Below are 24,812 nucleotides of genomic sequence, written 5' to 3'. Positions count from 1 at the left end.
GGAGTGGAAGGCTCATGACCGAGGAACAGACCCAGGCCACCACCACGGAGAATCCGGAGAACCCGGCTCCGGAGCACCGGGACGGCCGCACGGCCGCGGACCTGCCCGAGCAGGCGCGGCCGAGCGCGGACGTCGCCAAGGTCGAGGACGTCGAGGAGGCCATGCGCGACGTGGTCGACCCCGAGCTCGGCATCAACGTCGTCGACCTCGGCCTCGTGTACGGCATCCGGGTGGAGCCGGACAACACCGCCACCATCGACATGACGCTGACGTCGGCGGCCTGCCCGCTGACCGACGTGATCGAGGACCAGACGGCGTCGGTGCTCACCGGCGGCGCCGGGCTCGTCTCCGACTTCCGCATCAACTGGGTGTGGATGCCGCCGTGGGGCCCGGAGAAGATCACCGACGAGGGCCGCGAGCAGCTGCGCGCCCTCGGCTTCACGGTCTGACCGCCCGCTCGCCCGCGCGTGCGTGCCGACGTGCTCACGCGCGGGCGGGCCGGGGCCTGCCGAACCCGGCCAGCGTGGGCCGCAGCCGCCCCGGAACCGACCGGAACAGGGCGGCCATCGCCGCCGCCGTTCCCGGCAGATCCTCCCGGCCCGACGTGAAGGCGCGCTGCCGCTCGGCGGGCAGCGCGAAGAACACGTCGAAGAACCCCGGCACCTCCCGGGGCGGCAGGGCGAGCAGCGCGCGCAGCGCGTGCCGCCGCAGCACGTGCACGGCCAGCGCGCTCGGCGACCACACCTCCCCGCGGGCCGCCCGCACCGCCGCTACCGGACCCCTCGGCAGCGTGGTGGCGATCGCGCCCGCCACCCGCGGTGCGAGAATCAGCGACGCCGCCACGCTGTACCCGGTCGCCGGGTGGACGAGACCGGCGGCGGCCCCGAACGGCACGGTGCGCCCCGGCCGGGGCGGCGGCGTGTCGAGCGGGATCCGGACCAGCTCCTCGGACACCTCGGAGCACCCCGAGGTGTCCACCCCGGCGGCCGCCAGCCGCCGGCGCAGCCGCCGGGCCAGCACCGCCGGGTCCAGCCCCGGCCTGCGCGCCAGCGAGGTCTCCTCGGCCAGCACGCGACCGTCGCCGAGCGGCACCCGGTACAGGAAGCTGGGGTCCGGTCCCGGCGGGATGCCGCGCCAGTCCATGAACACCGCCGTGTCGTCCGCTCCGGGGAGCGCCCGCGCGGGCAGCACCAGGCCGTAGGCCACCTGCTCGGCGCCGGGGACCCGGCGGGCGGGTGCGCCGCGGGCGTCCGCGACCACCCTGGCCGGGAGCCGCTCGCCGGACGCGAGCTCCACCGACGAGCCCGCGCCGCCGTGCCGTACCGCCACCGCGCGCCCGCTCACCAGCCGGACCCGGTCGTCGGCCAGCCACCGGCGCAGCCCGGCGTTGTCCAGCACCACGTACTCGCGGGGCACGGGGTGCGGCTCCCGCCCCGCCGCCAGCGCGGTGCCCGGTGCGGCCGCGACCGCCCCGGCGGGCAGGCCGGGCAGCTCGTCGCGCCACAGGCCGAACGTCCGTGCCCACGGGCGGTGCGGGTCGGGGTCGGCCACGACCGTGTGCAGCCCCGCCCGGGCGCACGCCCCCGCGAGCGCCAGCCCGGCGGGGCCCGCCCCGAGCACGACGACGTCCGCCACCCGGTGATCACACCACGTCTGGCGCGGCAGGTCACCTAGGGTGTCAGCTATGTCAGCAGCGCCGGATCCCCGAACGGAGCGCAGGGACGCCGAGCCGGCCCCGCCCGGCCTGACCGACCTGGCGGGCAGCCCCTTCCGGATCGACCGGGACCGCATCGCGGCCTCCCCGTTCTTCGCGCGGCTCGGCGGCGTCACGCAGGTGGTCAGCGCGGGTGGCTCCGGTCTGCTGCACAACCGGCTCACGCACAGCCTCAAGGTCGCGCAGGTGGCCAGGGCGATCGCCGAGCGGATCACCGGAGCCGAGGACTCCCGCGAGCTCGTGGCGAAGCTCGGCGGGTGCGACCCCGACGTGGCGGAGGCCGCCGCGCTGGGGCACGACCTCGGTCACCCCCCGTTCGGCCATCTCGGGGAGCAGGTGCTGGACCGGATCGCCCGCCACCGCTACGGCCTGGCCGACGGCTTCGAGGGCAACGCGCAGACGTTCCGGATCGTCACCACGACCGAGGTCGGCGGACCCACCCCGGTCGGGCTCAACCTCACCGCGGCCGCGCGGGCGGCGCTGCTCAAGTACCCGTGGGCGCGGCTGCACTTCCCGGACCCGCACCCCGCCCGGATGCGGGTGCCGCCGAGGGGCGCGGGCGAGCCGGACGGCGCACCCGGCACGGGGTCGAGCAAGTTCTCCGCCTACAGCACCGAGCTGGACGACCTCGTGCAGGCCAGGGCCCCGTTCACGGGGCGGGTCGAGCACTGGCAGCAGACGGTGGAGGCGTCGGTGATGGACATGGCCGACGACATCGCCTACGCCATCCACGACCTGCAGGACTTCCACCGCATCGGGGTGCTGCAGCACGCCTCGGTGGCCACCGAGCTCGGCCAGTGGCTGGCGCGGGTGGGGGAGCTGGCCGAGCTCAGCGAAGCGCAGCTGCGGTCGGCGGACCGCAAGCCGGGCCGCTCGCTGGAGCTGCTGCGCCGCCGCATGCACGCCAAGGACTCGTGGATCGTCGACGACGACGCGTTCGCGCAGGCGGTCGCGCGGGTGCGGGCCGAACTGGTCGACGACCTGCTCGCCAGCCCGTTCGACGGATCGATCGAGGCGGAGCAGGCGCTGGCGGCGTTCTCCGCCCGCTGGTCGGCCCGGCTCGTCGACGGCGTCCTGGTGACCCCGGCCCCGTCGACGCGCACCGGCCACGTGACCCTGCGTCCCGCGCAGTGGCACGAGGTGCAGGTGCTGAAGTTCGTGCACCGCCGGTTCGTGCTGCTCCGCGCCGACCTGGCCCTGCACCAGCGCGGCCAGGCCAACGTGCTGGCATCGCTGGTGGACGCGCTCGACGCGTGGCTGGCCGACCGGGACGAGGCGTCGCGGCTGCCGCGCAGGCTGCACGACCTGGTCGAGGTCGCCGGGGCGGAGTACGCGAGCCTCGCGCGTCGCGCCCCCGACCTGCTGGTCGGTGCCACCGGGGAGCCGGTCGAGGGCACCGACGCCGTCCGCGGGCTCGCCCGGGGCAGGGCGGTGGTGGACTTCGTGGCTTCGCTGACCGACAACCAGGCCGTCCGGATGCTCGACGCCATCGAGGGCCGCACGGCCCAGCCGTGGTCGGAGTCCTTCGTCCTGTGAGGAGGCGGTCGTGGCGCGCACGCGTGCGGTGAGTGGTGGCGGCCGGGCCGTCGAGGTGGAACCCGAGCGACTGGATCGCTGGTTCGCCCGGTTCGCCGAGCGCAACGACGGGGTGCGGGAGACCGTGCTCCGTCCCGAGCGGGTGGTGGTGACCGGGGGCGACGGCACCACGGCCACGGCGCGCGTCCCGTTCCCGCCGCTGCCGGGCGCGGCCGGGGAGGTGCGGCCGGGGCTGGCGGTGGCGCCGCTGGTCGAGCACGCCGGGGTGCCGCGGCGGCTCGGGCTGCTGCTGGTCCGGCTCGGCGGGCACAGCGTCGGCGTCGCCGAGGGCGGCCGCGTGCTCGTCTCCCGCACCGACCGGCACCTCGTGCACGGCCGCAGCGCGGCGGGCGGATGGTCGCAACAGCGGTTCGCCCGCCGCAGGGAAGGGCAGGCGAGGCAGGCGCTGCGCGCGGCGGCGGACGACGCCCTCGACGTGCTCGGCCCGCACCTGGGCGAGCTCGACGGCGTCGTGCTCGGCGGGGACCGGAAGGCGCTCGACGAGCTGCGCCGCGACCCGAGGCTGGAGCGGGTGTTCGCGCTGGCCGTGACCACGTTGCCCGACCTCGGCGAACCGCGCCGCACGGTGCTCGACGAGGCGGCCGGCCGCGCCCGCTCCGTGGAGATCGTCGTCCGCGACCCCGCCTGAAGCTCCCCAATGCCACAGTGGGTGCGTTGGACGCACCGAATGCCGCATTGGGTGCGCCGAACGCACCGGATGCCGCATTGGGTGCGTTGGACGTACCGGATGCCGCATTGGGTGCGTTGGACGTACCGGATGCCGCATTGGGTGCGCCGAACGCACCGAACGCCGCATTGGGTGCGCCGAACGCAACCGATGCCACATTGGGGAGGTGGCGCCGGGGGATGGGTGAGCCGGGTCACCGGGGCGAAAACCGGTGGACCCCGGTCCGTACACTGGGTGTCGTGGTCGTCCGGCTGGAATAGCTGTCCCCGCCCCGCGCGGGTGTCTCGCGCTGTCCGGTTTCCGACGTTCCCCTCACCACGGAGTCTCCTTTGATCACGGCCACGGGCCTCGAACTGCGTGCCGGTTCGCGCATCCTCCTGTCCGGCACCACCCTGCGCGTCCAGCCCGGCGACCGCATCGGCCTCGTCGGGCGCAACGGTGCGGGCAAGACCACCACCCTGCGCGTCCTGGCGGGGGAGGGGGAGCCGTACGCGGGCGAGGTGCACGTCGGCGGCGACCTCGGCTACCTGCCGCAGGACCCGCGCGAGGGCGACCTCTCCTTGTCCGCCAAGGACCGGGTGCTGTCGGCGCGCGGGCTCGACACGCTCGTGCGGGACATGGAGAAGGCGCAGACCGCCATGTCCGAGCTGGTCGACGAGGCCGAGCGGGACCGCGCGGTACGCCGCTACGGCAGGCTGGAGGAGCGCTTCGCCGCTCTCGGCGGGTACGCCGCCGAGAGCGAGGCCGCCCGCATCTGCGCCAACCTGGGGCTCGAGGAGCGGATCCTGGCGCAGCCGCTGAGCACCCTGTCCGGCGGTCAGCGCCGCCGGGTGGAGCTGGCCCGCATCCTGTTCGCCGCCTCCGAGGCGGGCGCGGGCGGCCGCTCGGACACGGTGCTGCTGCTCGACGAGCCCACCAACCACCTCGACGCCGACTCGATCAGCTGGCTGCGCGGCTTCCTCAAGGCGCACGAGGGCGGTCTCGTCGTGATCAGCCACGACGTCGAGCTGCTCGGCGAGGTGGTGAACAAGGTGTGGTTCCTCGACGCCACCCGGGCCGAGCTGGACACGTACAACATGTCGTGGCAGCGCTACCTCGACGCGAGGGCGACCGACGAGAAGCGCCGCAGGCGCGAGCGGGCCAACGCGGAGAAGAAGGCGGCGGCGCTGCAGCAGCAGGCCGCGAAGCTGGGGGCCAAGGCGACGAAGGCGGTCGCGGCGAAGAACATGGCGCGCCGCGCCGAGCAGATGCTCGCCGAGCTGGACGAGGAGCGGCAGTCCGACAAGGTGGCGCGGATCAAGTTCCCCGCTCCCGCGCCGTGCGGGCGCACGCCGCTCACCGCCGAGGGACTGTCCAAGTCGTACGGTTCGCTGGAGATCTTCACCGGCGTCGACCTCGCGATCGACCGCGGTTCCAAGGTCGTGGTCCTCGGTCTCAACGGCGCGGGCAAGACGACGTTGCTGCGGCTGCTGTGCGGGCTGGAGACGCCCGACACGGGCCGGGTCGTCGCCGGGCACGGGCTCCGGCTCGGCTACTACGCCCAGGAGCACGAGACCCTCGACCACGACGCGTCCGTGTGGGAGAACACCCGGCACCTCGCGCCGGACACCGGGGCGCAGGAGCTGCGGAACCTGCTCGGCTCGTTCCTGTTCAGCGGCGAGCAGCTGGACCAGTCCGCGGGCACCCTCTCGGGCGGGGAGAAGACCCGGCTGGCGCTGGCCGGGCTGGTGTCCAGCGCGGCCAACGTGCTGCTGCTCGACGAGCCCACCAACAACCTGGACCCGGCCAGCCGCGCGCAGGTGCTCGACTCGCTGCGCAGCTACACGGGTGCCGTCGTGCTGGTCACGCACGACCCGGGCGCGGTCGAGGCCCTCGAACCGGAGCGGGTGATCCTGCTGCCGGACGGCACCGAGGACCACTGGTCCGAGGAGTATCTGGAGCTCGTGCAGCTCGCCTGAAACGCCTGGTCACCGCTCGTGAGTGAGGAACGTGGTCCGCACCACGGAAAACACGCACGAGGGGCGGGCCGGGCGCTGAGACGTTCTTCCGGCCGATCTCGTTAGTTGCGGGTGAGCAAGCACTGAATCGGCCCAATATGGCCGGGTTTTCGGAGGTTTTTGCCTCGCCGTCTGGCATTCGGCGGCTGTCTGTTCGATCATTGCGGCAGGCAGGGGTCGAATGTGGCCCGAATTACCCGACCGGGGCGGAAGGTTTGGAAGGTGGATTGACGTGGCTGACCTGAAGAAGGGCGCGCGCATCACCGGAAACACGCGCGACAAGCTAGCCGCCGATCTGAAGAAGAAATACGAGAAGGGCGCGAGCATTCGGGCCCTCGCCGAGTCCACCGGACGCTCGTACGGATTCGTGCACCGGGTTCTCTCCGAATCGGGAGTGCAGCTCCGCGGCCGCGGCGGCGCGACCCGGGTCAAGAAGAAGTAGCGGCGGCACACGCGTCCGGATCGCCCTCGTCCCTGGTGTCCGGCCTGCCCGGGAAGAACAACACCGCGCCGAGCAGGACGACCGGGTACACCAGGTAGCCGAACCGGGTGGCGGGGGTGAGCAGGGTGAACGCGCCCAACCCCACCGCGATGCGCAGCAGCGCGTCGGCACCCGTCCCGGGTGGCCGCCGGACGAGCCAGACCAGTACCGCCAACGCGGCCGCACCGAGCAGGGCGAGTGCGACGGCCTTGCCCGCCGCGCCCGTCTCGGCGATCAGGTGCCCCGGCAGCGGGCTCGCCGCGGGTGAGCTGACCGCGCCCAGCCCGGCCGGGAACCGGATGACGTGTTCGGTGAACGCGGCCGGGTCGGCCAGCAGCACCGGGACGTTCAGCACGGCGCACCCGGCGCCGAACGTGGCGGCGTAGCGGCCGAGCGCGCCGCCGCCGAGCCTGCGCAGCACGAGGAAGCCCAGCACCACGGCCGCAGGCAGCACGATCAGCTTCGCGCTCGTCACGACCGCGAGCGTGACGGCCGCGGGCACGGGACGGTCGGTGGCGGCGAGGGCGGCCGCCAGGAGGAGCAGCCCGAGCATGGCGAGGTCGGGTCCGGCCACCGCGAACGTCAGCGCGGTGAACGGGCCGACGAGGGCCAGTTGCGCGGCGCGGACCGGCACGGCGCGCGTGCCGAGCACCCGCAGCGCCGCGACCACGCACCCGGCGGCGACCAGCGCGAACACGATCCGGGCGTCGGTGAGCGCGGCTCCGAGGGGAGTGCCGCCGAACAGAGCCCTCGGCATCCCGAACACGGCCATCACCGGCCCGTACGGCGTGTAGTCGAGCCAGTGGGGTGCCCGGCCGAGGGCCGAGACGTCGACGTAGGGCGTCCCGTTCTCCAGCAGCAGCCTCGCCGACCGCTCGATCACCCAGACCTCCGGCTGGGCGCTCCAGGCCCCCGGCGCCTCCTGCCAGTCGCCGCCGCCGAGCCTGCGCACGACGAGCGTGGCCAGGGGCGCCAGCATCCCGACCGTGCCGGCCGCGGCGACCCCGGTCCAGCGGGAGCGCCACCACGGCGCGCGGTCCCGGGGTCGCGCGGGGAGAAGCAGCAGCGCGACGGTGTGCAGCAGCGCCAGCCCGTACCCCGCCGCGGCGAAGGCGCCCCACACGCGGAAACCGAAGAACTCGTTGGTGAGCGCGACGGTGCCGGCGTACCCGCAGCACAGCAGGTAGAAGGCGGCGTCCAGGGGCAGCGGACGCTCGGCCCAGCTCCGGTGCAGCCACCGTGGAACCCCAGGTGCCGACACGTGTTCCCCTCCGCTGTCGAGCCCGCCGGTCGGACCCAGGCTAGGCGATGGCCCGCGCCGGGTGTCCCGCGGTGCCGGAAAATGTCGGTGGCGTCGGGAAGGATCTCCCAGCACACTGCGTTGTGCAGCTCAGATGGGTCAACAACCTTGACTATAGTCGAGGTTTGCGGTCGGTGCGGGAAGGTTGGGGGTCGTGGACAACACCTGGTCGTTGCTGAACGGGGCCATGCGGTCGGCGGACACGCCGAAGGGACTGCGCAGGGGCACGGTCCGGCGGGTCGCGGCTTTCGCCCGGCCGCACTGGGCGCGGCTCGCCGTGTTCCTCGGCCTCACCGTCGTCTCCGCGGTGCTCGCCGTGAGCACCCCGCTGCTCGCGGGCCGGGTCGTCGACGTCATCGTCGGCGGGGGAGCGGCCGCCACGGTCGCCTGGCTGGCCCTCGCCATCGCCGGGCTCGCCATCGCCGACGCGGCGCTCGGCCTGGTGGAGCGCTGGCAGTCCGCGCGCATCGGCGAGGGGCTGATCTTCGACCTGCGCCGGGCCGTGTTCGAGCACGTCCAGCGGATGCCCGTCGCGTTCTTCACCCGTACCCGCACGGGTGCGCTCGTGAGCAGGCTGAACAACGACGTCATCGGCGCGCAGCGGACGTTCACCGCGACGCTGTCCGGTCTGGTGACCAACGTGATCCAGCTGGTTCTCTCGCTCGCGGTGATGGTGACGCTGTCCTGGCAGGTCACGCTGCTCGCGCTGGTGCTGCTGCCGGTGTTCGTGCTCCCCGCGCGGCGGATCGGCCGCCGGATGGCCGCGCTGCAGCACGAGTCCGCCGAGCTGAACGCCGCCATGACCACGCAGATGACCGAGCGGTTCTCGGCGCCGGGCGCGACGCTCGTCAAGCTGTTCGGCAGGCCGCGCGCCGAGTCCGCGGAGTTCGCCGCCCGCGCGGGGCGCGTCCGCGACATCGGTGTGCGCACCGCGATGCTCACCCGCTGGTTCATGACCAGCCTCACCCTCGTGTCGGCGCTCGCGCAGGCGCTCGTCTACGGGCTCGGCGGCTGGCTCGCCCTGCGCGGCGACCTCGCGGCGGGCACGGTCGTGGCCCTCGCGCTGCTGCTCACCCGGCTCTACACGCCGCTGACGGCGCTGGCCAACGTCCGCGTGGACGTGATGACGGCGCTGGTGTCGTTCGAACGCGTCTTCGAGGTGATCGACCTCGATCCCATGATCAAGGAACGGCCCGACCCCGTGCCGCTGCCCGCCGGTGGCGTCTCCGTCGAGTTCGACGACGTGCGCTTCGGCTATCCGTCGGCCGACCGCTACTCGCTCGCCTCGCTGGAAGAGGTGTCCACACTGGACAACCGGGGTGGCGAGGAGGTGCTGCACGGCGTCAGTTTCCACGCGGCGCCGGGCCAGATGGTGGCGCTCGTGGGCTCGTCGGGGGCGGGCAAGTCCACCATCGCGTCGCTGTTGCCGCGCCTGTACGACGTCGACTCCGGCGCGGTCCGGCTGTCCGGGGTGGACGTTCGCGACCTCGCGTTCACGGACCTGCGGCGCACGGTCGGCGTGGTCACCCAGGACGGCCACCTGTTCCACGACACGATCCGCGCCAACCTCACCTACGTCCGGCCGGACGCGGGCGAGGAGGAGCTGTGGGACGCGCTCGGCAGGGCACGCCTGGCGGCGCTCGTCCGCTCGCTGCCGGACGGGCTCGACACGCTGGTCGGTGAGCGCGGTTACCGGCTCTCCGGTGGCGAGCGGCAACGGTTGACGATCGCGCGGCTGCTGCTCGCCCAGCCGAGGGTGGTGGTGCTCGACGAGGCCACCGCGCACCTGGACTCGGAGTCCGAGGTGGCGGTGGGCGAGGCCCTGTCCGACGCGCTCGACGGCAGGACCGCGCTGGTCATCGCCCACCGGCTGTCCACCGTCCGCGCGGCCGACCTGATCCTCGTGGTCGAGGACGGCGAGGTGGTCGAGCGCGGCACGCACGAGGAACTGCTCGCCGCGGACGGCAGGTACGCCGAGCTGTACCGCACGCAGTTCAGCGAGGGTGAGCGGGAACACGCCGCCGCCTGACGTCCGGGCATCGGCCCCCAGGGCCACCTTGGTTGCGGTGAACGCCACCAAGGTGGCCCTGGGGGCAGGAGAACACCGGAAGCGGAGACGAGGAGTGGGTGGATGGTCAGGGACGAACCGGTGCTGACGGTGCGCCCCGCACGGAGCGGCACTCGCGCGGTGGCGCTCGTGCTGCACGGCGGGGCTCAGTTCGGCGTCGCCTCCGTGCGGCCGTGGCGGCTGGCCTACCTCCGGATGGTCCCGCTGGCCAGGGCGCTGTCGGCCGCGGGCCGCCGGCACGGGCTCACGGTGGCGCTCCTGCGCAACCGCGTCCGCGGCTGGAACGCGCCGCAGCTCGACCCGGTGCGGGACGCCCGCTGGGCACTCGGCCGCCTGCGCGCGGAGTTCCCCGGCGCCCCGGTGGTGCTGGTCGGGCACTCGATGGGCGGTCGGGTGGCCCTGCGCGTGGCCGACGACCCCGCGGTCGTCGGGGTGTGCGCCCTGGCCCCGTGGACACCCGGCGACGAGCCGGTGGACGCCGTGCGCGGCCGGTCGGTGCTCATCGTGCACGGCACCCGCGACCGGATCACCGGGCCGGCCGACTCCCGCGCCTTCGCCGACCGCGCCCAGGCCACCGCCGCCCGGATCGCCCGGTTCGAGGTGGCGGACGAGGGGCACGCGATGCTGCGCCGCTCCCCGGTCTGGACCGGCCTGGTGACGGGGTTCACGCTGGCCACCCTGGGGATGCCGGTGACGGACGGCGAACCGCTCGCCTCGGCGTGGACCAAGCCCGCACCGCATCGGCTGCGAATACCTCTCTGACCGATGTCGCCCCGCCGCACCGGCCGGGTGACTCCAGCGGAAGGAGTGCCTTGACCACCTCGAGCGTCGACCGGCCCGGCACGGACGCCTGGCCCGGCCTGAAGACCCCGCCCCGCTCCGTGTTCCGCGCCCGAATCGCCGAGGCGCTGTTCCGGCGCGCCGTGCGGGCACTGGACGTCCGGGTGACTTTCCCCGACGGCACCCGGCTCGGCGCGGGCGGCCCCGGGGCTCCCGAGATGCGGCTGCACCGGCCGGAGACGTTCTTCCACCGGCTGGGGGTCGACGCCAAGATCGGCTTCGGCGAGGCCTACATGGCGGGCGACTGGTCGGCAGCGGATCCCGCGGCCGTGCTCACCCCGTTCGCCGAGCGGATGGCGACGCTGGTCCCGCCTCCGCTGCAGCGCTTCCGCCGGTTCGTCGACCGCGGGCAGCCCGCCGCCGAGTCCAACACGATCGAGGGCGCCCGGTCCAACATCCACCGGCACTACGACCTGTCGAACGAGCTGTTCGGGCTGTTCCTGGACGAGACGATGACCTACTCGTCGGCGCTGTTCGGCCCCGGCGACGACCTGGTCGCGGCCCAGCGCCGCAAGATCGACGGTGTGCTCGACCACGCCGGCGTCGGCCAGGGCAGCCGGGTGCTGGAGATCGGCACCGGCTGGGGCGAGCTCGCCATCCGGGCGGCCGCGCGCGGGGCGCACGTCACGTCCCTCACGCTGTCCGAGGAGCAGCGCACGCTCGCCACCAAGCGGGTCGCCGAGGCGGGCCTCGGCGACCGCGTCGAGGTGCGGCTGGAGGACTACCGGCAGGCCACCGGTGAGTACGACGCGGTGGTCAGCGTGGAGATGATCGAGGCGGTCGGCGCACGGTACTGGCCCGACTACTTCGGCGCCGTGGGCAGGCGGCTGCGGCCCGGGGGCCGGTTCGGGCTCCAGGCGATCACCATGCGGCACGACCGGATGCTCGCGGCCGCGTCCTCGTACACTTGGATGCACAAGTACATCTTCCCCGGTGGCCTGATCCCCTCGGTGGAGTCGATCCGGCAGGGCGTGGCCGAGCACACCGCGCTGCGGCCGCGGGCGGTCCGGGAGTTCGGCCAGGACTACGCGCGTACCCTGCGGCAGTGGCGGGAGCGGTTCCTGCACCGCTGGGACGAGGTGGCCGAGCTCGGCTTCGACGACGTGTTCCGCCGGATGTGGGAGTTCTACCTGGCGTACTCCGAGGCGGGTTTCCGCTCCGGCTACCTCAAGGTCCACCAGTTCTCGTTCGGCTGACGTGCGCACAACCCGATCGGGGTGCCGCACGTCCACACACCGGGGGAGTGCGGTTCACTAGGCGGCGACACGGCCGGAGACCGAATCGGGAGAGGCGATGACCTACGGCGGACACGGCGGGCACGGCGGCGGGCAGCGGCCCCATCCAGGGCGCCGTCAGCCGCCCCGCGGTCCCCGGGAGCACCAGCGTGCGCAGATGCTCCCCGTGCCGGGGAGGGAGGGCGCGCGGCAGCGCCCACCGCAGCGCACTCGGGTCGCGCCGCCGCCCCACCAGCCGCCGCCCGCGCGGCAGGGCCCGCCGCCCGGCGGCGGGAAGCCGAAGCGGAAGAAGTGGACCTTCGGCCGTGTCGCGCTGAGCCTGTTCATGGTGCTCGTGCTGTTCGTCGCGGGCACCTGGGTCTACCTGGAGTTCTCGATCAACCGGATCGACGCGCTGCCCGAGTACGACGGCAAGCCGGCCGCGGCCGAGGGCACCAACTGGCTGATCGTGGGCTCGGACTCCAGGGCCGGGTTGGACCCGGAGGAGCAGGCGAGGCTGTCGACCGGCGACTCCGGCGGCCAGCGCACCGACACGATCATGATCGCCCACATCCCCGACAACGACACGGCGCCGACACTGCTCAGCCTGCCGCGCGACTCCCAGGTGGAGATCCCCGGCCACGGCACCAACAAGATCAACGCGGCGTTCTCGTTCGGGGGCGCACCCCTGCTCGCGCAGACCGTCGAGCAGGCCACCGGACTGCGCATCGACCACTACGCGGAGATCGGGTTCGGCGGGTTCGCCAACATCGTCGACGCCGTCGGCGGGGTCGAGATGACCATCCCGGAGCGGATGAAGGACACCAAGACCGGCGTGGTGATCCCCGCCGGCGAGCAGACGCTGGACGGCGCGCAGGCACTCGGGTTCGTCCGCATGCGCTACAGCTCGGCCACCCCCCGCTCGGACCTCGACCGGGTGGCCAACCAGCGGAAGTTCATCGGCGCGCTGGCCGACGAGATCGCCAGTCCGGCCACGCTGCTGAACCCGTTCCACCTGTTCCCGCTGCTGTCCTCGGCGCCCGACGCGCTGACCATGGACTCCGGCGACCACCTGCACCACCTGGTCGGGCTCGCGTGGGCGATGCGCGGCATCTCCGGCGGGGGCGTGGTCACCACGACGATGCCGACCACGTCGGCCTCGGCGGAGTACTGGGACGAGGCGAAGTCGCAGCAACTGCTCGACGCCCTGCGCAACGACACCCCGGTGCCGGACAGCGTGATCGTCAACTGACCGTGCCGCGCCCGGCAACGCGAGTGCCGTGTTCGGGGCCGCGAGTGCCGCGTTCAGGGACGTGAGTTCCGCGGCCGGGCGCGCAGCACCTCGAGTGCCTTGTCGGCGTGCACGCTCATCCGCAGCTCGCTCTTGATGACCGCGAGCACGCGGCGGTCCGTGTCGACGACGAAGGTGTGCCTGCGGGTGAGCAGCGGGCCGAACCGGCGCCGCACGCCGAACTGCGCCGCGACCTCCCCCTCGGGGTCGGACAGCAGCGGGAAGTCGAAGCCGTGCGTGCTGGCGAACTCACGCTGCTTGCCGACCGCGTCCGGGCTGATGCCGACCCGGTGGGCGCCGACCTCCGCGAACTCGGCCGCGAGGTCGCGGAACTGGCAGCTCTCTGCCGTGCACCCCGGCGTCATGGCGGCCGGGTAGAAGAACAGCACCACCGGTCCCGTCTCCAGGAACTCCGAGAGCCTGCGCTGCGTCCCCTGGTCGTCGGGCAGCGTGAAGTCGGGCGCCAGATCACCGTGTCGCATGGCTGGAGAATACGGCAGGGCGGGTCAGCCGGCGTTCTTCCGGATCAGCGCCTCGACCTCGGCGGACGTGACCGGCCCGCCGAAGACGGGCCCGCGGGCGGCGACGATGCCGACCTCGCGCAACCTGCGGGCGTGTTCCAGGCCGCGGACGTTCTCGGCGCCCACCCGGTGCAGGCCGAGCTCCCGGCAGCGCCGCAGCAGCGTGGCCAGGTGCGTGCGGGCGCCCGCGGCGTCGGGCTCGTCGTCGGCGAAGGCGTCCACGAGCGGACCCGACACCACGACGAACCCCACGGGCAGCTTCTGCGCGTTGATCAGCTCCAGGTCGGCGGCCCCGGTGACGACCATCGCGATCTGCACGTCCAGCTCGGACAGCACGGACAGCGCCTCGAGCGCCTCGCCGCGCGGGTCGAGCAGCGCCCTGGTATCGGCGCACAGCCGCATCTTCCCCGGCGGGAACCCGGTCTCCTTCAGCTCGTCGCGGACCAGCCCGACGAGGTTGCTGTCGATGGCGAGCCGGTTGGGCAGTGGCAGGCACAGGTCCGGCGCGGCGGGGCCGAACTCGGCGCGCCAGCCCGCGGCCTGGCGCAGGGACGCGGCGAGCAGCCAGCGGCCGAGGGCGAGCGTCATGCCGGTCGTGTCGGCGAGCGGGTAGAACTCGCGGGGCCGCAGCTGCCCGTGCTCGGGGTGGTTCCAGCGCAGGGCGGCGTTGACGACCGCGATCTCGTTGCTGCCGTCGAGCTTGACGGTCGGCTGGTACTCGATCTCGAACTCGCCGTTCTCCAGCCCGCCCGCGATCACGGCTCCGATGCCGTAGCGGCGGCGGTCCCACCGGTCCAGCTCCGGCTCGAACAGCATCCACTGCGCGCGCCCGTTCTCCTTGGCGCGGTGCAGCGTGATCTCGGCGGCCCGGTGCAGGTCCTCCTGGGTCTGCCCGGCGGCTTCGCGGACGACGATGCCGACGCTGACGCTGACCCCGACGCCCCGGCCGCCGAGGTAGATGGGCTCGGCCAGCTCCGCCATCGCCTCCTCGACGAGGTCGATGACGTCGGTGCTGGTCAGGTTCCCGCGCAGGAGGACGGCGAAGCCGTCTCCGGAGAGCCGGGCGAGGAAGGCCTCGTGGTCGGTGAACACCGCCCTGAGCTTGCGGGCCACGTGGCGCAGCATCTCGTCACCGGCGCCGGGTCCCAGCCCGTCGTTGACGACCTTGAAGCCGTCGATGTCGAGGTAGACGAGTGCGATCTGCTCGCCGTCCGCGGAACCGGCGAGCGTCGCCTCGAGCCGGTTGACGAAGCTGCCCGCGTTGGGCAGGCCGGTGAGCTGGTCGTGCACGGTCTGCCTGCGCAGGGTCTCGTGCAGCAGGTCGAGCTCGCTGACGTCCTCGAACATCAGGACGGGGTACACCGGCTCCCGTTCGCTGCCGGGCAGCCCGGCGATCGTCAGTCTCGCGCGCACCGGGACGTCGTCCTCGGCGGAGGCGAGATCGAGCGGCTCCCGGACGCGGGGCCGCCGCACCGTGCCGAGGTCGGCGAACGCCGCCCGGATCAGCTCCGCGTCGGCGGCGGACTCGGCCAGCTCCGTGACCGGGGTGCCGCGCAGGTCGTCGACCTGGCGGCCGAGCATCTTGGCCAGCGCCGGGTTGGCGTCGACGATCCGGCCGTCCCGGTCGGTGAGCGCCACGCCGATCGGGGCGGCGTCGTAGAACGCCGCGAAGCGATGGACCAGCGCTTCCCGTTCGGCGTCAGCCTGCGCACGGGACTCCTCGGCCACCGCGCGGAGGACTCGTTCGAGTTCGTCGCCGGGTCGTGTTACCCCTTCCGCGTCAGCGAGCGTCGCCGCCCATCTCCGGACGATCTCCTCCACCCCTGGTGCGCCACCAGGTTCCGGCACACTTCACCTCTCCCGGAAGCGATGAGGGCCGACACACCGCCGTCAGGAGGTCGGGGAACCCCGGATCGGCGTGGGTCGGCCGAGAGCCTTGATACCGCATCATGCCCCGTCCGCCATGTCTACCGGCTGAAAGGGTGGTGGTGTGTCCTGCGGGGAACACGCTGTGTGATGATCACGCGTGTCCGTCGCCGCCGCTCACCGGCGGTGCAGCCGCACGGGGAGGCCGTCCACGGGCACGGGGAGTGACACGTAGTCCCACCGCACCGTGTAGTCCCTGGGCACGGTCCAGCGGTAGGCCCGCAGCATCTCGTGCAGCAGCAGCTTCACCTCCAGCGTGCCGAAGTGCAGGCCGATGCACTTGTGCGCCCCGCCGCCGAACGGCAGCCAGGCGTACCGGTGTGACTTGTCCTCCCTGCGGTCGTCGGCGAAGCGTTCCGGGTCGAACGTGTGCGGGTCGGTCCAGTACCGCGCGTCGAAGTGGTTGGCGGTGGGGGAGACCCCGACCAGCGTGCCCTCCGGGATGTACCGGCCGAGTACCTCGGTGTCCCTGACCGTCATCCGGGACAGGCTCGGCACCGGCGCCACCAGCCGGAGCGCCTCCTTGATCACCAGGTCGAGCGTCCGCAGGCTCTCGACCGCCTCGATGTCCGGGATGTCGTCGCCGAGCCGGAGCGACTCCTCCCTCGCCCGCTCCTGCCACTCCGGGTACCTGGCGAGGTAGTACGCGGCGGCCGCGCTGGTGATGGTCGAGGTGTCGTGCGCGGCCATCATCAGGAAGATCATGTGGTTGATTACGTCGGCGTCGGTGAACCGCTCGCCGTCCTCGGTGGTGGCCTCGCACAGCGCGGAGAACAGGTCGTCGCCCGGGGCCGCGCGCTTGGCGGGCAGGTTGCGGGCGAAGTAGCTCTCCAGAACCTTGCGCCCGTGCAGGCCTGCCGCCCAGCGCCCGCCGGGGACCGGAAGACGGACCACCGCCGTGGCCGCGCGGACGGTGTCGACGAACGCCCGGTTGACCGCGTGGGCCTCGGGGCCGCTGCGCATGTTCATGAACACGCGCGTGGCGACATCGAGCGTCAGCTGCTTGAGCGACCAGTACAGCCGGGGAGCCGGGTTCGACTCCCAGTCGGCGATGCCGGCCCGGAGCGTGGGCCCCATCTGGCCGACGTAGTTCACCAGCCGGTCGCGGGTGAACGCCTCCTGCATGATCCGCCGGTGCATGTGGTGCTCGCCGAAGTCGAGCAGCATCAGTCCCCGGTGGAAGAACCGCTCGATGAAGAACCGCCAGCCCTCCTGGGAGAACGCCTTGTCCTTGTTCACCAGTGCGATCTGGGTGGCCTCGGGGCTGGCGAGGGTGACGATCCGGCGGCCGAACGCGCCGGACCAGAAGACGGGGCCGTACAGCTCGATGCGCCGCAGCGCGTAGTCGACGCCGTAGCGCATGAAGTCGAGCGTGTGCCCGATCAGCGGCGGGCCCTCGTCGCCGAGAACCGGTTCGAGGCCGCTGCCCGCGGGCGGGGCGGCGAGCTCGCGCACGGGCCACCGCTTCGCGAGGATGCGCCGGTCCACCGCCCTGGGCAGGGGCAGGGCGGTGAGCGTGGGCACCCGTTCCCTGATGGTCCCCGTCATCCTGCCGACGGCCGACGTCATCGTCACCACCCCGTATTCGCTGTCGGAGCAACCGCCTCCACGGTCCCGTACTGTTGGCAATCTGACAAGAGGCGTCAACCGTTCGGTGCCGGAGGTCGCGGGTGGTCCCCCAAGGCCACCTTGGTCGCGTGAATCGAACGCAGCGGCGCACAGCGTCTCCGCCTGGGTGGCGGGGGGAGACGGGTGGGCCGCGACCAAGGTAGCCTGGGGGTCTGGCTCAGTCCCAGTCGAGGGCGGCGCCGCTGCGGTACTCGATCACCCTGGTCTCGAAGAAGTTCTTCTCCTTCTTCAGGTCCATCGCCTCCGACATCCACGGGAACGGGTTCTCCCGCTGCCCGAAGATCGGCTCGAGACCCAGCTGCCCCGCCCGGCGGTCGGTGATGAAGTGCATGTACTGCTCGCACAGCTCCGCCGAGAGGCCGAGCATCCCCCGCGGCATGGTGTCGCGGGCGTACGCCACCTCGAGCTCGCACGCCTCGGCGAGCATGTTCCGCACCTCACGCTGGAACTCCGGCGTCCACAGGTGCGGGTTCTCCAGCTTGATCTGGTTGACGCAGTCGATGCCGAAGTTCAGGTGGATCGACTCGTCCCGGAGGATGTACTGGTACTGCTCGGCGATGCCGACCATCTTGTTCCGCCTGCCGAGCGAGAGCACCTGCGCGAAGCCGGTGTAGAACCACATCCCCTCGAACACGACGTAGAACGCCACGAGGTCACGCAGGAAGGCCTGGTCGGCCTCCGGCGTGCCGGTCGCGAAGTCCGGGTCCTCCAGGTTGCGGGTGTACCGCAGCGCCCACGCGTCCTTGTCGGCGATCGAGGGGACCTCGCGGTAGGCGTTGAACAGCTCGCCCTCGTCGAGCCCGAGGCTCTCGCAGATGTACTGGAACGTGTGCGTGTGCACGGCCTCCTCGAACGCCTGCCGCAGGAGGTACTGGCGGCACTCGGGGTTGGTGATGTGCCGGTACACGGCGAGCACCACGTTGTTGGCCACGAGCGACTCGGCGGTGGCGAAGAAGCCCAGGTTGCGCTTGAGCATCCGCCGTTCGTCGGCCGTGAGCCCGTCCTCGGACTTCCACAGCGCGATGTCGGCCTGCATCGCCACCTCGGTGGGCATCCAGTGGTTGTCGCAGCCGGCCAGGTACTTGTCCCACGCCCAGCCGTACTTGAGCGGCAGCAGCTGGTTGACGTCGGCGCGGGCGCCCAGCATGGCCTTGTCGTCGACGCTGACGCGAGCGGCGCCGCGGGCGATCTCGCCGAGCCCGGTCGTGTCCGGTGTGTCCACAGTGGTCACGCTTGCTCCTTGCGGTGGATGGTTCACTGGCAGGCCTCGCAGCCGGGGTCGTCGACCCGGCACGCGGCGGGCTCCGGCGAGGGCGAGGGCGCGGCAGGGGCGACGGGAACGGCGTTGAGCTTGCCGTCGGTGCCCCGCAGGGTGCTTTTCTCGACGTGCGTGGCCGCCTGCGTCCGCAGGTAGTACGTCGTCTTGAGGCCCTTGCGCCACGCGTGGCGGTACAGCTCGTCGAGCTTGCGGCCGCTCGGCGACGCCAGGTAGAGGTTCAGCGACTGGGCCTGGTCGATCCACTTCTGCCGCCGCGACGCCGCGTCGACCAGCCAGCGGCTGTCCACCTCGAACGCGGTGGCGTACAGCCGCTTCAGGTCGGCGGGCACGCGGTCGATCTCGCCGAGGCTGCCGTCGAAGTACTTCAGGTCCGACACCATGACCTCGTCCCACAGGCCGCGCTCCTTGAGGCTCGCGACCAGGTGCGGGTTCACCACCGTGAAGTCGCCGGACATGTTGGACTTGACGAACAGGTTGCGGTACAGCGGCTCGATCGACTGGCCGACCCCGCAGATGTTGGAGATCGTCGCCGTGGGCGCGATCGCCAGCACGTTGGAGTTGCGCATGCCCGCCGTGCGCACGCGCTCCCGCAGCGTGTCCCAGTCCAGCGTGGTGGACGTGTCCACGTCGAGCCCGTCGCCCTCCCGCGCCCCGGCGAGCAGCCGCAGCGAGTCGATCGGCAGGATGCCCCGGCTCCACAGGGAACCGTCGAACGACTCGTACCGGCCGCGCTCGGCGGCGAGGTCGGCGGACGCGGCGATGGCGTGGTAGCTGAGGTGCTCCATGCTGCGGTCGGCGAACTCGACCGCCTCGTCCGACGCGACCGGCAGGCCCAGCGTGAACAGCGCGTCCTGGTAGCCCATGACGCCGAGCCCGATCGGCCGGTGCCGCAGGTTGGACCGGCGGGCCTCGGGGATCGTGTAGTAGTTGATGTCCAGCACGTTGTCGAGCATCCGCACCGCGGTGCGCACGGTGCGCCGCAGCCGCCCGGTGTCCAGCCCGTCCGCGGTCACGTGCCGGGCGAGGTTGACCGACCCCAGGTTGCACACGGCCACCTCGTCGGCGCTGGTGTTGAGGGTGATCTCGGTGCACAGGTTCGACGAGTGCACGACACCGGCGTGCTGCTGCGGGGAACGCAGGTTGCACGGGTCCTTGAAGGTGATCCACGGGTGCCCGGTCTCGAACAGCATCGTGAGCATCCGCCGCCACAGGTCCACGGCGCGCACGGTCCGGAACACGGCGATCTCGCCGCGCGCCGCGGCCGCCTCGTACGCGCGGTAGCGTTCGGCGAACGCCGTGCCGTAGAGGTCGTGCAGGTCGGGCACCTCGTCGGGGGAGAACAGGGTCCACTCGCCGTCCGCCTCGACCCGGCGCAGGAACTCGTCGGGAACCCAGTTGGCGGTGTTCATGTCGTGGGTCCGCCTGCGCTCGTCGCCGGTGTTCTTGCGCAGGTCGAGGAACTCCTCGATGTCGATGTGCCACGTCTCCAGGTAGGCGCAGGCCGCGCCCTTGCGCTTGCCGCCCTGGTTGACCGCCACCGCCGTGTCGTTGGCGATCTTGAGGAACGGCACGACGCCCTGGGAGCGGCCGTTGGTGCCCTTGATGTGCGCGCCGAGCCCGCGGACCGGGGTCCAGTCGTTGCCGAGCCCGCCGGAGTACTTGGCCAGCAGGGCGTTGTTGCGGTAGGAGCGGAAGATCGCGTCGAGATTGTCGTCCACGGTCGTCAGGAAGCAGGACGACAGCTGGGGGCGGGTGGTCCCGGAGTTGAACAGGGTTGGCGTGGAGGCCATGAAGTCGAAGGACGACAGCAGCTCGTAGAACTCGATCGCCCGCGCCTCGCGGTCGTCCTCGCGCAGCGCGAGACCCATCGCGACCCGCATGAAGAACGCCTGCGGCAGCTCGAAGCGCACTCCGTGCTCGTGCAGGAAGTAGCGGTCGTAGAGGGTCTGCAGGCCGAGGAAGCCGAAGTCGAGGTCCCGCTCGGGGCGCAGCGCCGCCGCGATCCGGTCCAGGTCGAACGTCGTCAGCTCCGGGCTGAGCAGCTCCAGCCCGACGGCGTGCCGGACGTAGTCGCGGAAGTAGGCCGGGTACCGCTCGGCCATCTCGGCCTGGTTCGCCTGCCGGGGCCCGCCCGCCAGGTGGCCGAGTGCCTCGCCGCGCAGCCGGTCCAGCAACAGGCGGGCGCTCACGCTCGAGTACGCGGGCTCCCGCTCGACGAGCGTGCGCGCGGCCATGACCTGCGCGAGCGAAAGCTCGTCGGCGGTGATGCCGTCGTAGAGGCTGCGCCGGACCTCGGTGAGCACGGGCTCGGCCGAGGTACCGGGCAGCCCGGCGACGGCCTCGGCGACGACGCGCGTGACGCGCTCCCAGTCCAGCGGCGCCACCGTGCCGTCGCCTGCCCTGACCCGGATGTCCTGCCGCGCGGGCCCTGGCCGTTCCGCCGCGCGGGCCCTGGCGCGTTCCTCCCGGTAGAGCACGTAGGCGCGGGCGACCTTGTGGTGGCCCGCGCGCATCAGCGCGAGCTCGACCATGTCCTGGATGTGCTCGATGTGCAGGGTCGGTTCCGCCCCGGCGTGCCGGAGCAGGGAGGCCTCGACCTGCCCGGTGAGCTCGGCGACGACGTGGTGCACCCGCGAGGAGGACGCGGCGCCGTCGCCCTCGACCGCGAGGAAGGCCTTGGTCATGGCCACCGAGATCTTGCCGGGGTCGAACGGCGACCCGCTGCCGTCCCTGCGGATCACCCGCACGGGCGGCGCTGCTGCTTCGGTCGTGGACGGTGGTGTGGAGGAGGTCCCCACGGACATGCGCGGCTCCTGGAAAAGGGTGTGTTCGGCCGGCCCGCGGGCCGGTGGGCGCGCGGGCGGCAGGGCGGTGTTCGGTATGGCTGCGGCGGGCTCGCGCCCTGGCTCTGGCAGGGCGCGGGGCCGGGCTCACCGTTGAGCCCGGCCGTGCGCCACCGGCTCGCAGGAGACTACATGTTGGGGTGGGTCAGGTCGTGGACCCCAATATGATCGCGTGTCGGGGTGGTCTTCCCCACGTGACCCGATCGGGGTCAGGTGCGCGCGGTGCCCACCCGGAAGTCCGCGGGGTCGAGCCCGCGGGTGCGCCTGCGGTACTCCGCGGTGCGTCCCGGCCAGTTGCTGACCACCCGGCCGTGCTCGTTGCGGTACCAGCTGCTGCAGCGGGTCCACACCGAGCGGGCGAGGCGCCGCTGCACCTCGGTGTCCCAGCGCTGCTCGGCCTCGGGCCGGACGTCCAGGTAGGCGCCGGGCCGCGCGGTGAGCCTGCGGACCGCGTCGCGCACGTACCGGGCCTGGCTCTCCAGCATGTAGATGATCGAACCGCCGCCGAGGTTGGTGTTCGGGCCGTACATCAGGAACATGTTGGGAAACCCGGGCACGGTGATGCCGAGGTGCGCCCGCGCGCCCTCGCTCCACGCCTCGGACAGCGGGCGGTGGTCGAGTCCGTGGATCTTGATGGGCGCGAGCAGGTCGAGTGCCGCGAAACCGGTCCCGTAGACGATCACGTCGGCAGGGTGCTCCGTGCCGTCGGCGGTCCGCACGCCGTCCGGTGTGATCTCGGCGATCCGCTCGGTCACGAGTTCCACATTGGACTTCGTGAGTGCGGGGAAGTAGTCGTTGCTGAACAGGACGCGCTTGCAGCCGATCTCGTAGTCGGGCGTCAGCTTCCGGCGCAGCCTCGGGTCGGCGACCTGCGCGCGCAGGTGCTTCTCGGTCTGCTTCTTGAACACCGGGATCATCACCTGCCACCGGGAAAGGCACTGCTGGGCGAACTCGGCGTAGAGCCAGAAGCTCAGCCGGTCGAGCGTCTGCACGAACGGCAGCGCGCGGAACAGCCGGTGGTGCCAGCGCCGGTAGGCGTGGTCGCGCTTGGGCATGATGTACTGCGCGGACCGCTGGAACACGGTCAGCCGCGCGGCCTTCGGCTGGATCTCGGGCACGAACTGGATCGCGCTCGCGCCCGTGCCGATCACCGCCACCCGCTTGCCGGTGAGGTCGCAGCCGTGGTCCCACTCGGCGGAGTGGAACGAGCGGCCGCGGAACGTCTCGATGCCGGGGATGGCGGGGAACGCGGGCCGGGAGAGCTGTCCGGTGGCGGGGATCAGTACCCGCGCCGAGTACTCGCCGCCGTCCGCGGTGCGCACCCGCCAGCGGGCACTGGCCTCGTCGAACTCGGCCGAGGTCACCTCGGTGCCGAAGCGGATGTGGGAGGTCACGCCGTACTTGCGCGCGGTGCCGTCGAGGTAGGCGTGGATGTCCGGCTGCGCCGAGTAGCGGCGCGGCCAGAGGTGGTTGCGTTCGAACGAGAACGAGTACAGCGGCGAGGGCACGTCACACCCGGCGCCGGGATAGGTGTTCTCGCGCCAGACGCCGCCGAGGTCGTCCGCCTTCTCGAGGATGACGAAGTCGTGGAACCCGGAGCGGCGCAGCTCGATCGCCATCGCCACGCCGCCGAAACCGGCGCCGATGATGAGCGCACCGGTGCGGACGGTGTCGTTCGGCGAGTTCACGGTCGTCATGCCGGGAAGGCTAGGTCGCCACCGGGGATGCCTCCAGCGGCAGGGCGGACAAGATATTGATATTTTCGGACACGTGACGGTGGACGACGTCGACGGTGCCCAGGTGGAGGTGCGGCGTCCCCCGGTGACCGACTGGGACTTCCCGCGGGGCGTCGGCAGCGTCGCGCTGCTCGCCGGTTTCGCCGAGGAGCTGGGCGTGCCCGGCGAGCGTGTGCTCCGTGGCACGGGCATCGACGCCGCCACGGCGCGGGACCCGCTGGGCCAGGTGGAGGCGCACCAGGAGCTCGCCGTCGTGCGCAACCTGCTCGCCGCGTCCGGGGACGACCCGGCGGAGCTGGGGCTGCGGGCGGGCCAGCGGTACCACGCCACGTCCTACGGCATCTGGGGCTACGCGGTGATCAGCAGTGGCACCGTGCGCGACGCGGTCGAGGTCGCCCTGCGCTACGTCGAGCTGACGTTCGTGTTCTGCGTCCCCGAGCTGCGCGGCGACGGCGACCTGGCGCAGCTGTGCTGCCACGACGAGGCGGTGCCCTCCGACGTGCGGCCGTTCCTGCTGGCGAGGGACATGGCGGCGATCTTCACGCTCATCCGGGAGCTGCTCGGCACTCCGCTGCCCGCGCGGGCGGTGCGGCTGCGGCTGCCCGAACCCGCCGATCCGGCGCCGTTCGCGGAGGTGTTCGGCACCGTCCCGGAGTTCGGCTGCGCGAGCAGTGGCGTCGTGTTCCCCCGTGAGCTGCTGGACCGGCGCATGCCGCAGGCCAACGAGCACACCGCCGCGCTGTGCGAGCAGCAGTGCGGGCAGCTCCTGGCCCGCCGCCGCGAGCGCACCGGTGTGGCCAGGGTCGTGCGGGACCGCCTGCTGGCGCCGGGCGGCTTGCGTTCCGGCATGGCGGAGGTGGCGGCCGGGCTCGGGATGACCGAGCGGACACTGCGGCGGAAGCTGGCCGCGGAGGGCACGAGCTTCCGGGCGCTGGCCGACGAGGTGCGGGAGGCCTTCGCTGAGGAGCTGCTGGCCACGGGTGCGCTGTCGGTGGAGCAGATCGCCTACCGCCTCGGCTACGCGGAGGCCTCCAGCTTCATCCACGCGTTCCGGCGCTGGAAGGGAACCAGCCCGCGCGCCGCCCGCTCGTGAGCGGCCTACCCGCCGAACCGGATCCGGAAGTCCTTCAGGTGCCCGCTCGCCAGCGGGCGGCGGCCCGCGAGATAGCCGAGCGGGCCGTCCGCGTTGACGTTCCAGCTCGCCGTGGCCGGTTGCGGCCGCCCGGCCGAACGCACCGCGCTGGTCCGGACGCCCTCGGCGGCCGCCTGCGCGATCGAGAACCCCGCGGGCGGCGCGGGCGCCGGGACGCCGCGCGGGACGAACGCGGCGGTGGCGATCCAGCCGGACGCGGTGCTCGCGGCGGCGGCGAACCCGCGCCCGTGCCGGAACTCGAGCGTGGCGAGGTCCTTGGGGATCGCCCACAGCGCACGTCCGCCGGCGAGCGACACCTCGCTGTCCACCCAGATCTCGGTGATGGTGGCGGTGGCGCGCAGTCCGTTGCGGACGACCACCGCGGCGAGCAGCTCGTGGTACGCGAGCGCGCCGGGCGGCCGGTAGTCGATCCAGGCGGTCCAGACGATCGCGCGGCCACCGAGGGTCACCGGCGTGACCTCGGCGGGCACGCGGGGCAGGTCGGCGCGCGGCACCGTCCACACCGAAAGGTACGCCTGCCCGGCGAGGTGCCACGGTTCGGGTGGGTACTCGGGCAT

Annotated in this window: 19 protein-coding genes; 10 read left to right on the top strand and 9 right to left on the bottom strand. The window is 72.7% G+C overall.

Translation table 11 applies throughout. The features are described from left to right. Window positions 1-14: 14 nt before the first annotated feature. Window positions 15-449, top strand: coding sequence for a metal-sulfur cluster assembly factor (locus tag B0I33_RS19925; protein ID WP_106180343.1), 435 nt, complete (start codon window positions 15-17; stop codon window positions 447-449). Window positions 450-483: 34 nt separating this feature from the next. On the opposite strand, the gene B0I33_RS19920 is transcribed toward B0I33_RS19925, so the two are convergent. Then, window positions 484-1,635 (bottom strand): lycopene cyclase family protein, encoded by a 1,152-nt coding sequence (locus B0I33_RS19920; RefSeq protein ID WP_106180342.1) that lies wholly within the window; start codon window positions 1,633-1,635, stop codon window positions 484-486. Window positions 1,636-1,684: 49 nt separating this feature from the next. Between B0I33_RS19920 and B0I33_RS19915 the strand changes: the two genes are divergently transcribed. From B0I33_RS19915 to B0I33_RS19900, 4 genes are all read left to right on the top strand, one after another. Further along, window positions 1,685-3,250, top strand: a complete 1,566-nt coding sequence (locus B0I33_RS19915) for a deoxyguanosinetriphosphate triphosphohydrolase family protein (RefSeq protein ID WP_106180341.1) — start codon at window positions 1,685-1,687, stop codon at window positions 3,248-3,250. A 10-nt stretch (window positions 3,251-3,260) separates the two neighbouring features. Beyond that, a complete protein-coding gene (locus B0I33_RS19910; RefSeq protein WP_106180340.1) occupies window positions 3,261-3,938 on the top strand; it encodes an acVLRF1 family peptidyl-tRNA hydrolase in 678 nt (225 codons plus the stop codon). Window positions 3,939-4,306: 368 nt separating this feature from the next. Then, on the top strand, window positions 4,307-5,935 hold the full coding sequence (locus B0I33_RS19905; protein WP_106180339.1) for an ABC-F family ATP-binding cassette domain-containing protein: 1,629 nt from the start codon (window positions 4,307-4,309) through the stop codon (window positions 5,933-5,935). Window positions 5,936-6,206: 271 nt separating this feature from the next. Next, the gene (locus tag B0I33_RS19900) at window positions 6,207-6,416 is read left to right on the top strand and encodes a helix-turn-helix domain-containing protein (RefSeq protein ID WP_005437638.1); all 210 of its coding nucleotides are present in this window, start codon (window positions 6,207-6,209) and stop codon (window positions 6,414-6,416) included. On the opposite strand, the gene B0I33_RS19895 is transcribed toward B0I33_RS19900, so the two are convergent. Further along, window positions 6,403-7,716: a glycosyltransferase 87 family protein gene (locus B0I33_RS19895; protein ID WP_106180338.1), complete on the bottom strand. Its 1,314-nt coding sequence runs from the start codon at window positions 7,714-7,716 to the stop codon at window positions 6,403-6,405. The two genes, B0I33_RS19900 and B0I33_RS19895, sit on opposite strands and share 14 nt — an antisense overlap. 193 nt (window positions 7,717-7,909) lie before the next feature. Here B0I33_RS19895 and B0I33_RS19890 point away from each other — a divergent pair, with 193 nt between their 5' ends. The 4 genes from B0I33_RS19890 to B0I33_RS19875 all read left to right on the top strand — a co-directional run bounded on the left by B0I33_RS19890 (window position 7,910) and on the right by B0I33_RS19875 (window position 13,129). Next, window positions 7,910-9,784 (top strand): ABC transporter ATP-binding protein, encoded by a 1,875-nt coding sequence (locus tag B0I33_RS19890; protein WP_106180337.1) that lies wholly within the window; start codon window positions 7,910-7,912, stop codon window positions 9,782-9,784. A gap of 102 nt (window positions 9,785-9,886) precedes the next feature. Next, window positions 9,887-10,585, top strand: a complete 699-nt coding sequence (locus B0I33_RS19885) for an alpha/beta hydrolase (RefSeq protein WP_106180336.1) — start codon at window positions 9,887-9,889, stop codon at window positions 10,583-10,585. Between the two features lie 50 nt (window positions 10,586-10,635). Further along, window positions 10,636-11,859 (top strand): SAM-dependent methyltransferase, encoded by a 1,224-nt coding sequence (locus B0I33_RS19880; protein WP_106180335.1) that lies wholly within the window; start codon window positions 10,636-10,638, stop codon window positions 11,857-11,859. Window positions 11,860-11,956: 97 nt separating this feature from the next. After that, window positions 11,957-13,129: an LCP family protein gene (locus tag B0I33_RS19875; protein WP_106180334.1), complete on the top strand. Its 1,173-nt coding sequence runs from the start codon at window positions 11,957-11,959 to the stop codon at window positions 13,127-13,129. A gap of 53 nt (window positions 13,130-13,182) precedes the next feature. On the opposite strand, the gene B0I33_RS19870 is transcribed toward B0I33_RS19875, so the two are convergent. The 6 genes from B0I33_RS19870 to B0I33_RS19845 form a co-directional block, all read right to left on the bottom strand. Continuing rightward, window positions 13,183-13,650, bottom strand: coding sequence for a peroxiredoxin (locus B0I33_RS19870; RefSeq protein WP_106180333.1), 468 nt, complete (start codon window positions 13,648-13,650; stop codon window positions 13,183-13,185). A 24-nt stretch (window positions 13,651-13,674) separates the two neighbouring features. Further along, window positions 13,675-15,417: a GGDEF and EAL domain-containing protein gene (locus tag B0I33_RS19865; RefSeq protein WP_245900854.1), complete on the bottom strand. Its 1,743-nt coding sequence runs from the start codon at window positions 15,415-15,417 to the stop codon at window positions 13,675-13,677. A gap of 315 nt (window positions 15,418-15,732) precedes the next feature. Continuing rightward, a complete protein-coding gene (locus B0I33_RS19860) occupies window positions 15,733-17,184 on the bottom strand; it encodes a cytochrome P450 (RefSeq protein ID WP_106180539.1) in 1,452 nt (483 codons plus the stop codon). Window positions 17,185-17,401: 217 nt separating this feature from the next. Beyond that, the gene (locus B0I33_RS19855) at window positions 17,402-18,475 is read right to left on the bottom strand and encodes a ribonucleotide-diphosphate reductase subunit beta (RefSeq protein ID WP_106180331.1); all 1,074 of its coding nucleotides are present in this window, start codon (window positions 18,473-18,475) and stop codon (window positions 17,402-17,404) included. 23 nt (window positions 18,476-18,498) lie between these two features. Next, a complete protein-coding gene (locus B0I33_RS19850) occupies window positions 18,499-21,327 on the bottom strand; it encodes a ribonucleoside-diphosphate reductase subunit alpha (RefSeq protein WP_106180330.1) in 2,829 nt (942 codons plus the stop codon). Between the two features lie 248 nt (window positions 21,328-21,575). Further along, a complete protein-coding gene (locus B0I33_RS19845; RefSeq protein ID WP_106180329.1) occupies window positions 21,576-23,063 on the bottom strand; it encodes a flavin-containing monooxygenase in 1,488 nt (495 codons plus the stop codon). A 124-nt stretch (window positions 23,064-23,187) separates the two neighbouring features. Between B0I33_RS19845 and B0I33_RS19840 the strand changes: the two genes are divergently transcribed. Next, the gene (locus tag B0I33_RS19840; RefSeq protein WP_106180538.1) at window positions 23,188-24,195 is read left to right on the top strand and encodes an AraC family transcriptional regulator; all 1,008 of its coding nucleotides are present in this window, start codon (window positions 23,188-23,190) and stop codon (window positions 24,193-24,195) included. Window positions 24,196-24,200: 5 nt separating this feature from the next. Here B0I33_RS19840 and B0I33_RS19835 read toward each other — a convergent pair whose 3' ends face one another. Next, the gene (locus tag B0I33_RS19835; protein ID WP_106180328.1) at window positions 24,201-24,812 is read right to left on the bottom strand and encodes an acetoacetate decarboxylase family protein; all 612 of its coding nucleotides are present in this window, start codon (window positions 24,810-24,812) and stop codon (window positions 24,201-24,203) included.

The organism is Prauserella shujinwangii, from assembly GCF_003001955.1.
In the GTDB taxonomy this organism is placed as follows: domain Bacteria; phylum Actinomycetota; class Actinomycetes; order Mycobacteriales; family Pseudonocardiaceae; genus Qaidamihabitans; species Qaidamihabitans shujinwangii.
The sequence above is the reverse complement of the archived record's forward strand: the minus strand, read 5'-3'. Positions and strand labels throughout refer to the sequence as shown.

Bases quoted from the DNA above. Each gene is read 5' to 3' on its own strand.
- B0I33_RS19925 (WP_106180343.1), top strand. From the start codon at position 15: ATGACCGAGGAACAGACCCAGGCCACCACCACGGAGAATCCGGAGAAC.
- B0I33_RS19915 (WP_106180341.1), top strand. From the start codon at position 1,685: ATGTCAGCAGCGCCGGATCCCCGAACGGAGCGCAGGGACGCCGAGCCG.
- B0I33_RS19885 (WP_106180336.1), top strand. From the start codon at position 9,887: ATGGTCAGGGACGAACCGGTGCTGACGGTGCGCCCCGCACGGAGCGGC.
- B0I33_RS19875 (WP_106180334.1), top strand. From the start codon at position 11,957: ATGACCTACGGCGGACACGGCGGGCACGGCGGCGGGCAGCGGCCCCAT.
- B0I33_RS19870 (WP_106180333.1), bottom strand. From the start codon at position 13,650: ATGCGACACGGTGATCTGGCGCCCGACTTCACGCTGCCCGACGACCAG.
- B0I33_RS19860 (WP_106180539.1), bottom strand. From the start codon at position 17,184: ATGACGTCGGCCGTCGGCAGGATGACGGGGACCATCAGGGAACGGGTG.
- B0I33_RS19850 (WP_106180330.1), bottom strand. From the start codon at position 21,327: ATGTCCGTGGGGACCTCCTCCACACCACCGTCCACGACCGAAGCAGCA.
- B0I33_RS19845 (WP_106180329.1), bottom strand. From the start codon at position 23,063: ATGACGACCGTGAACTCGCCGAACGACACCGTCCGCACCGGTGCGCTC.
- B0I33_RS19835 (WP_106180328.1), bottom strand. From the start codon at position 24,812: ATGCCCGAGTACCCACCCGAACCGTGGCACCTCGCCGGGCAGGCGTAC.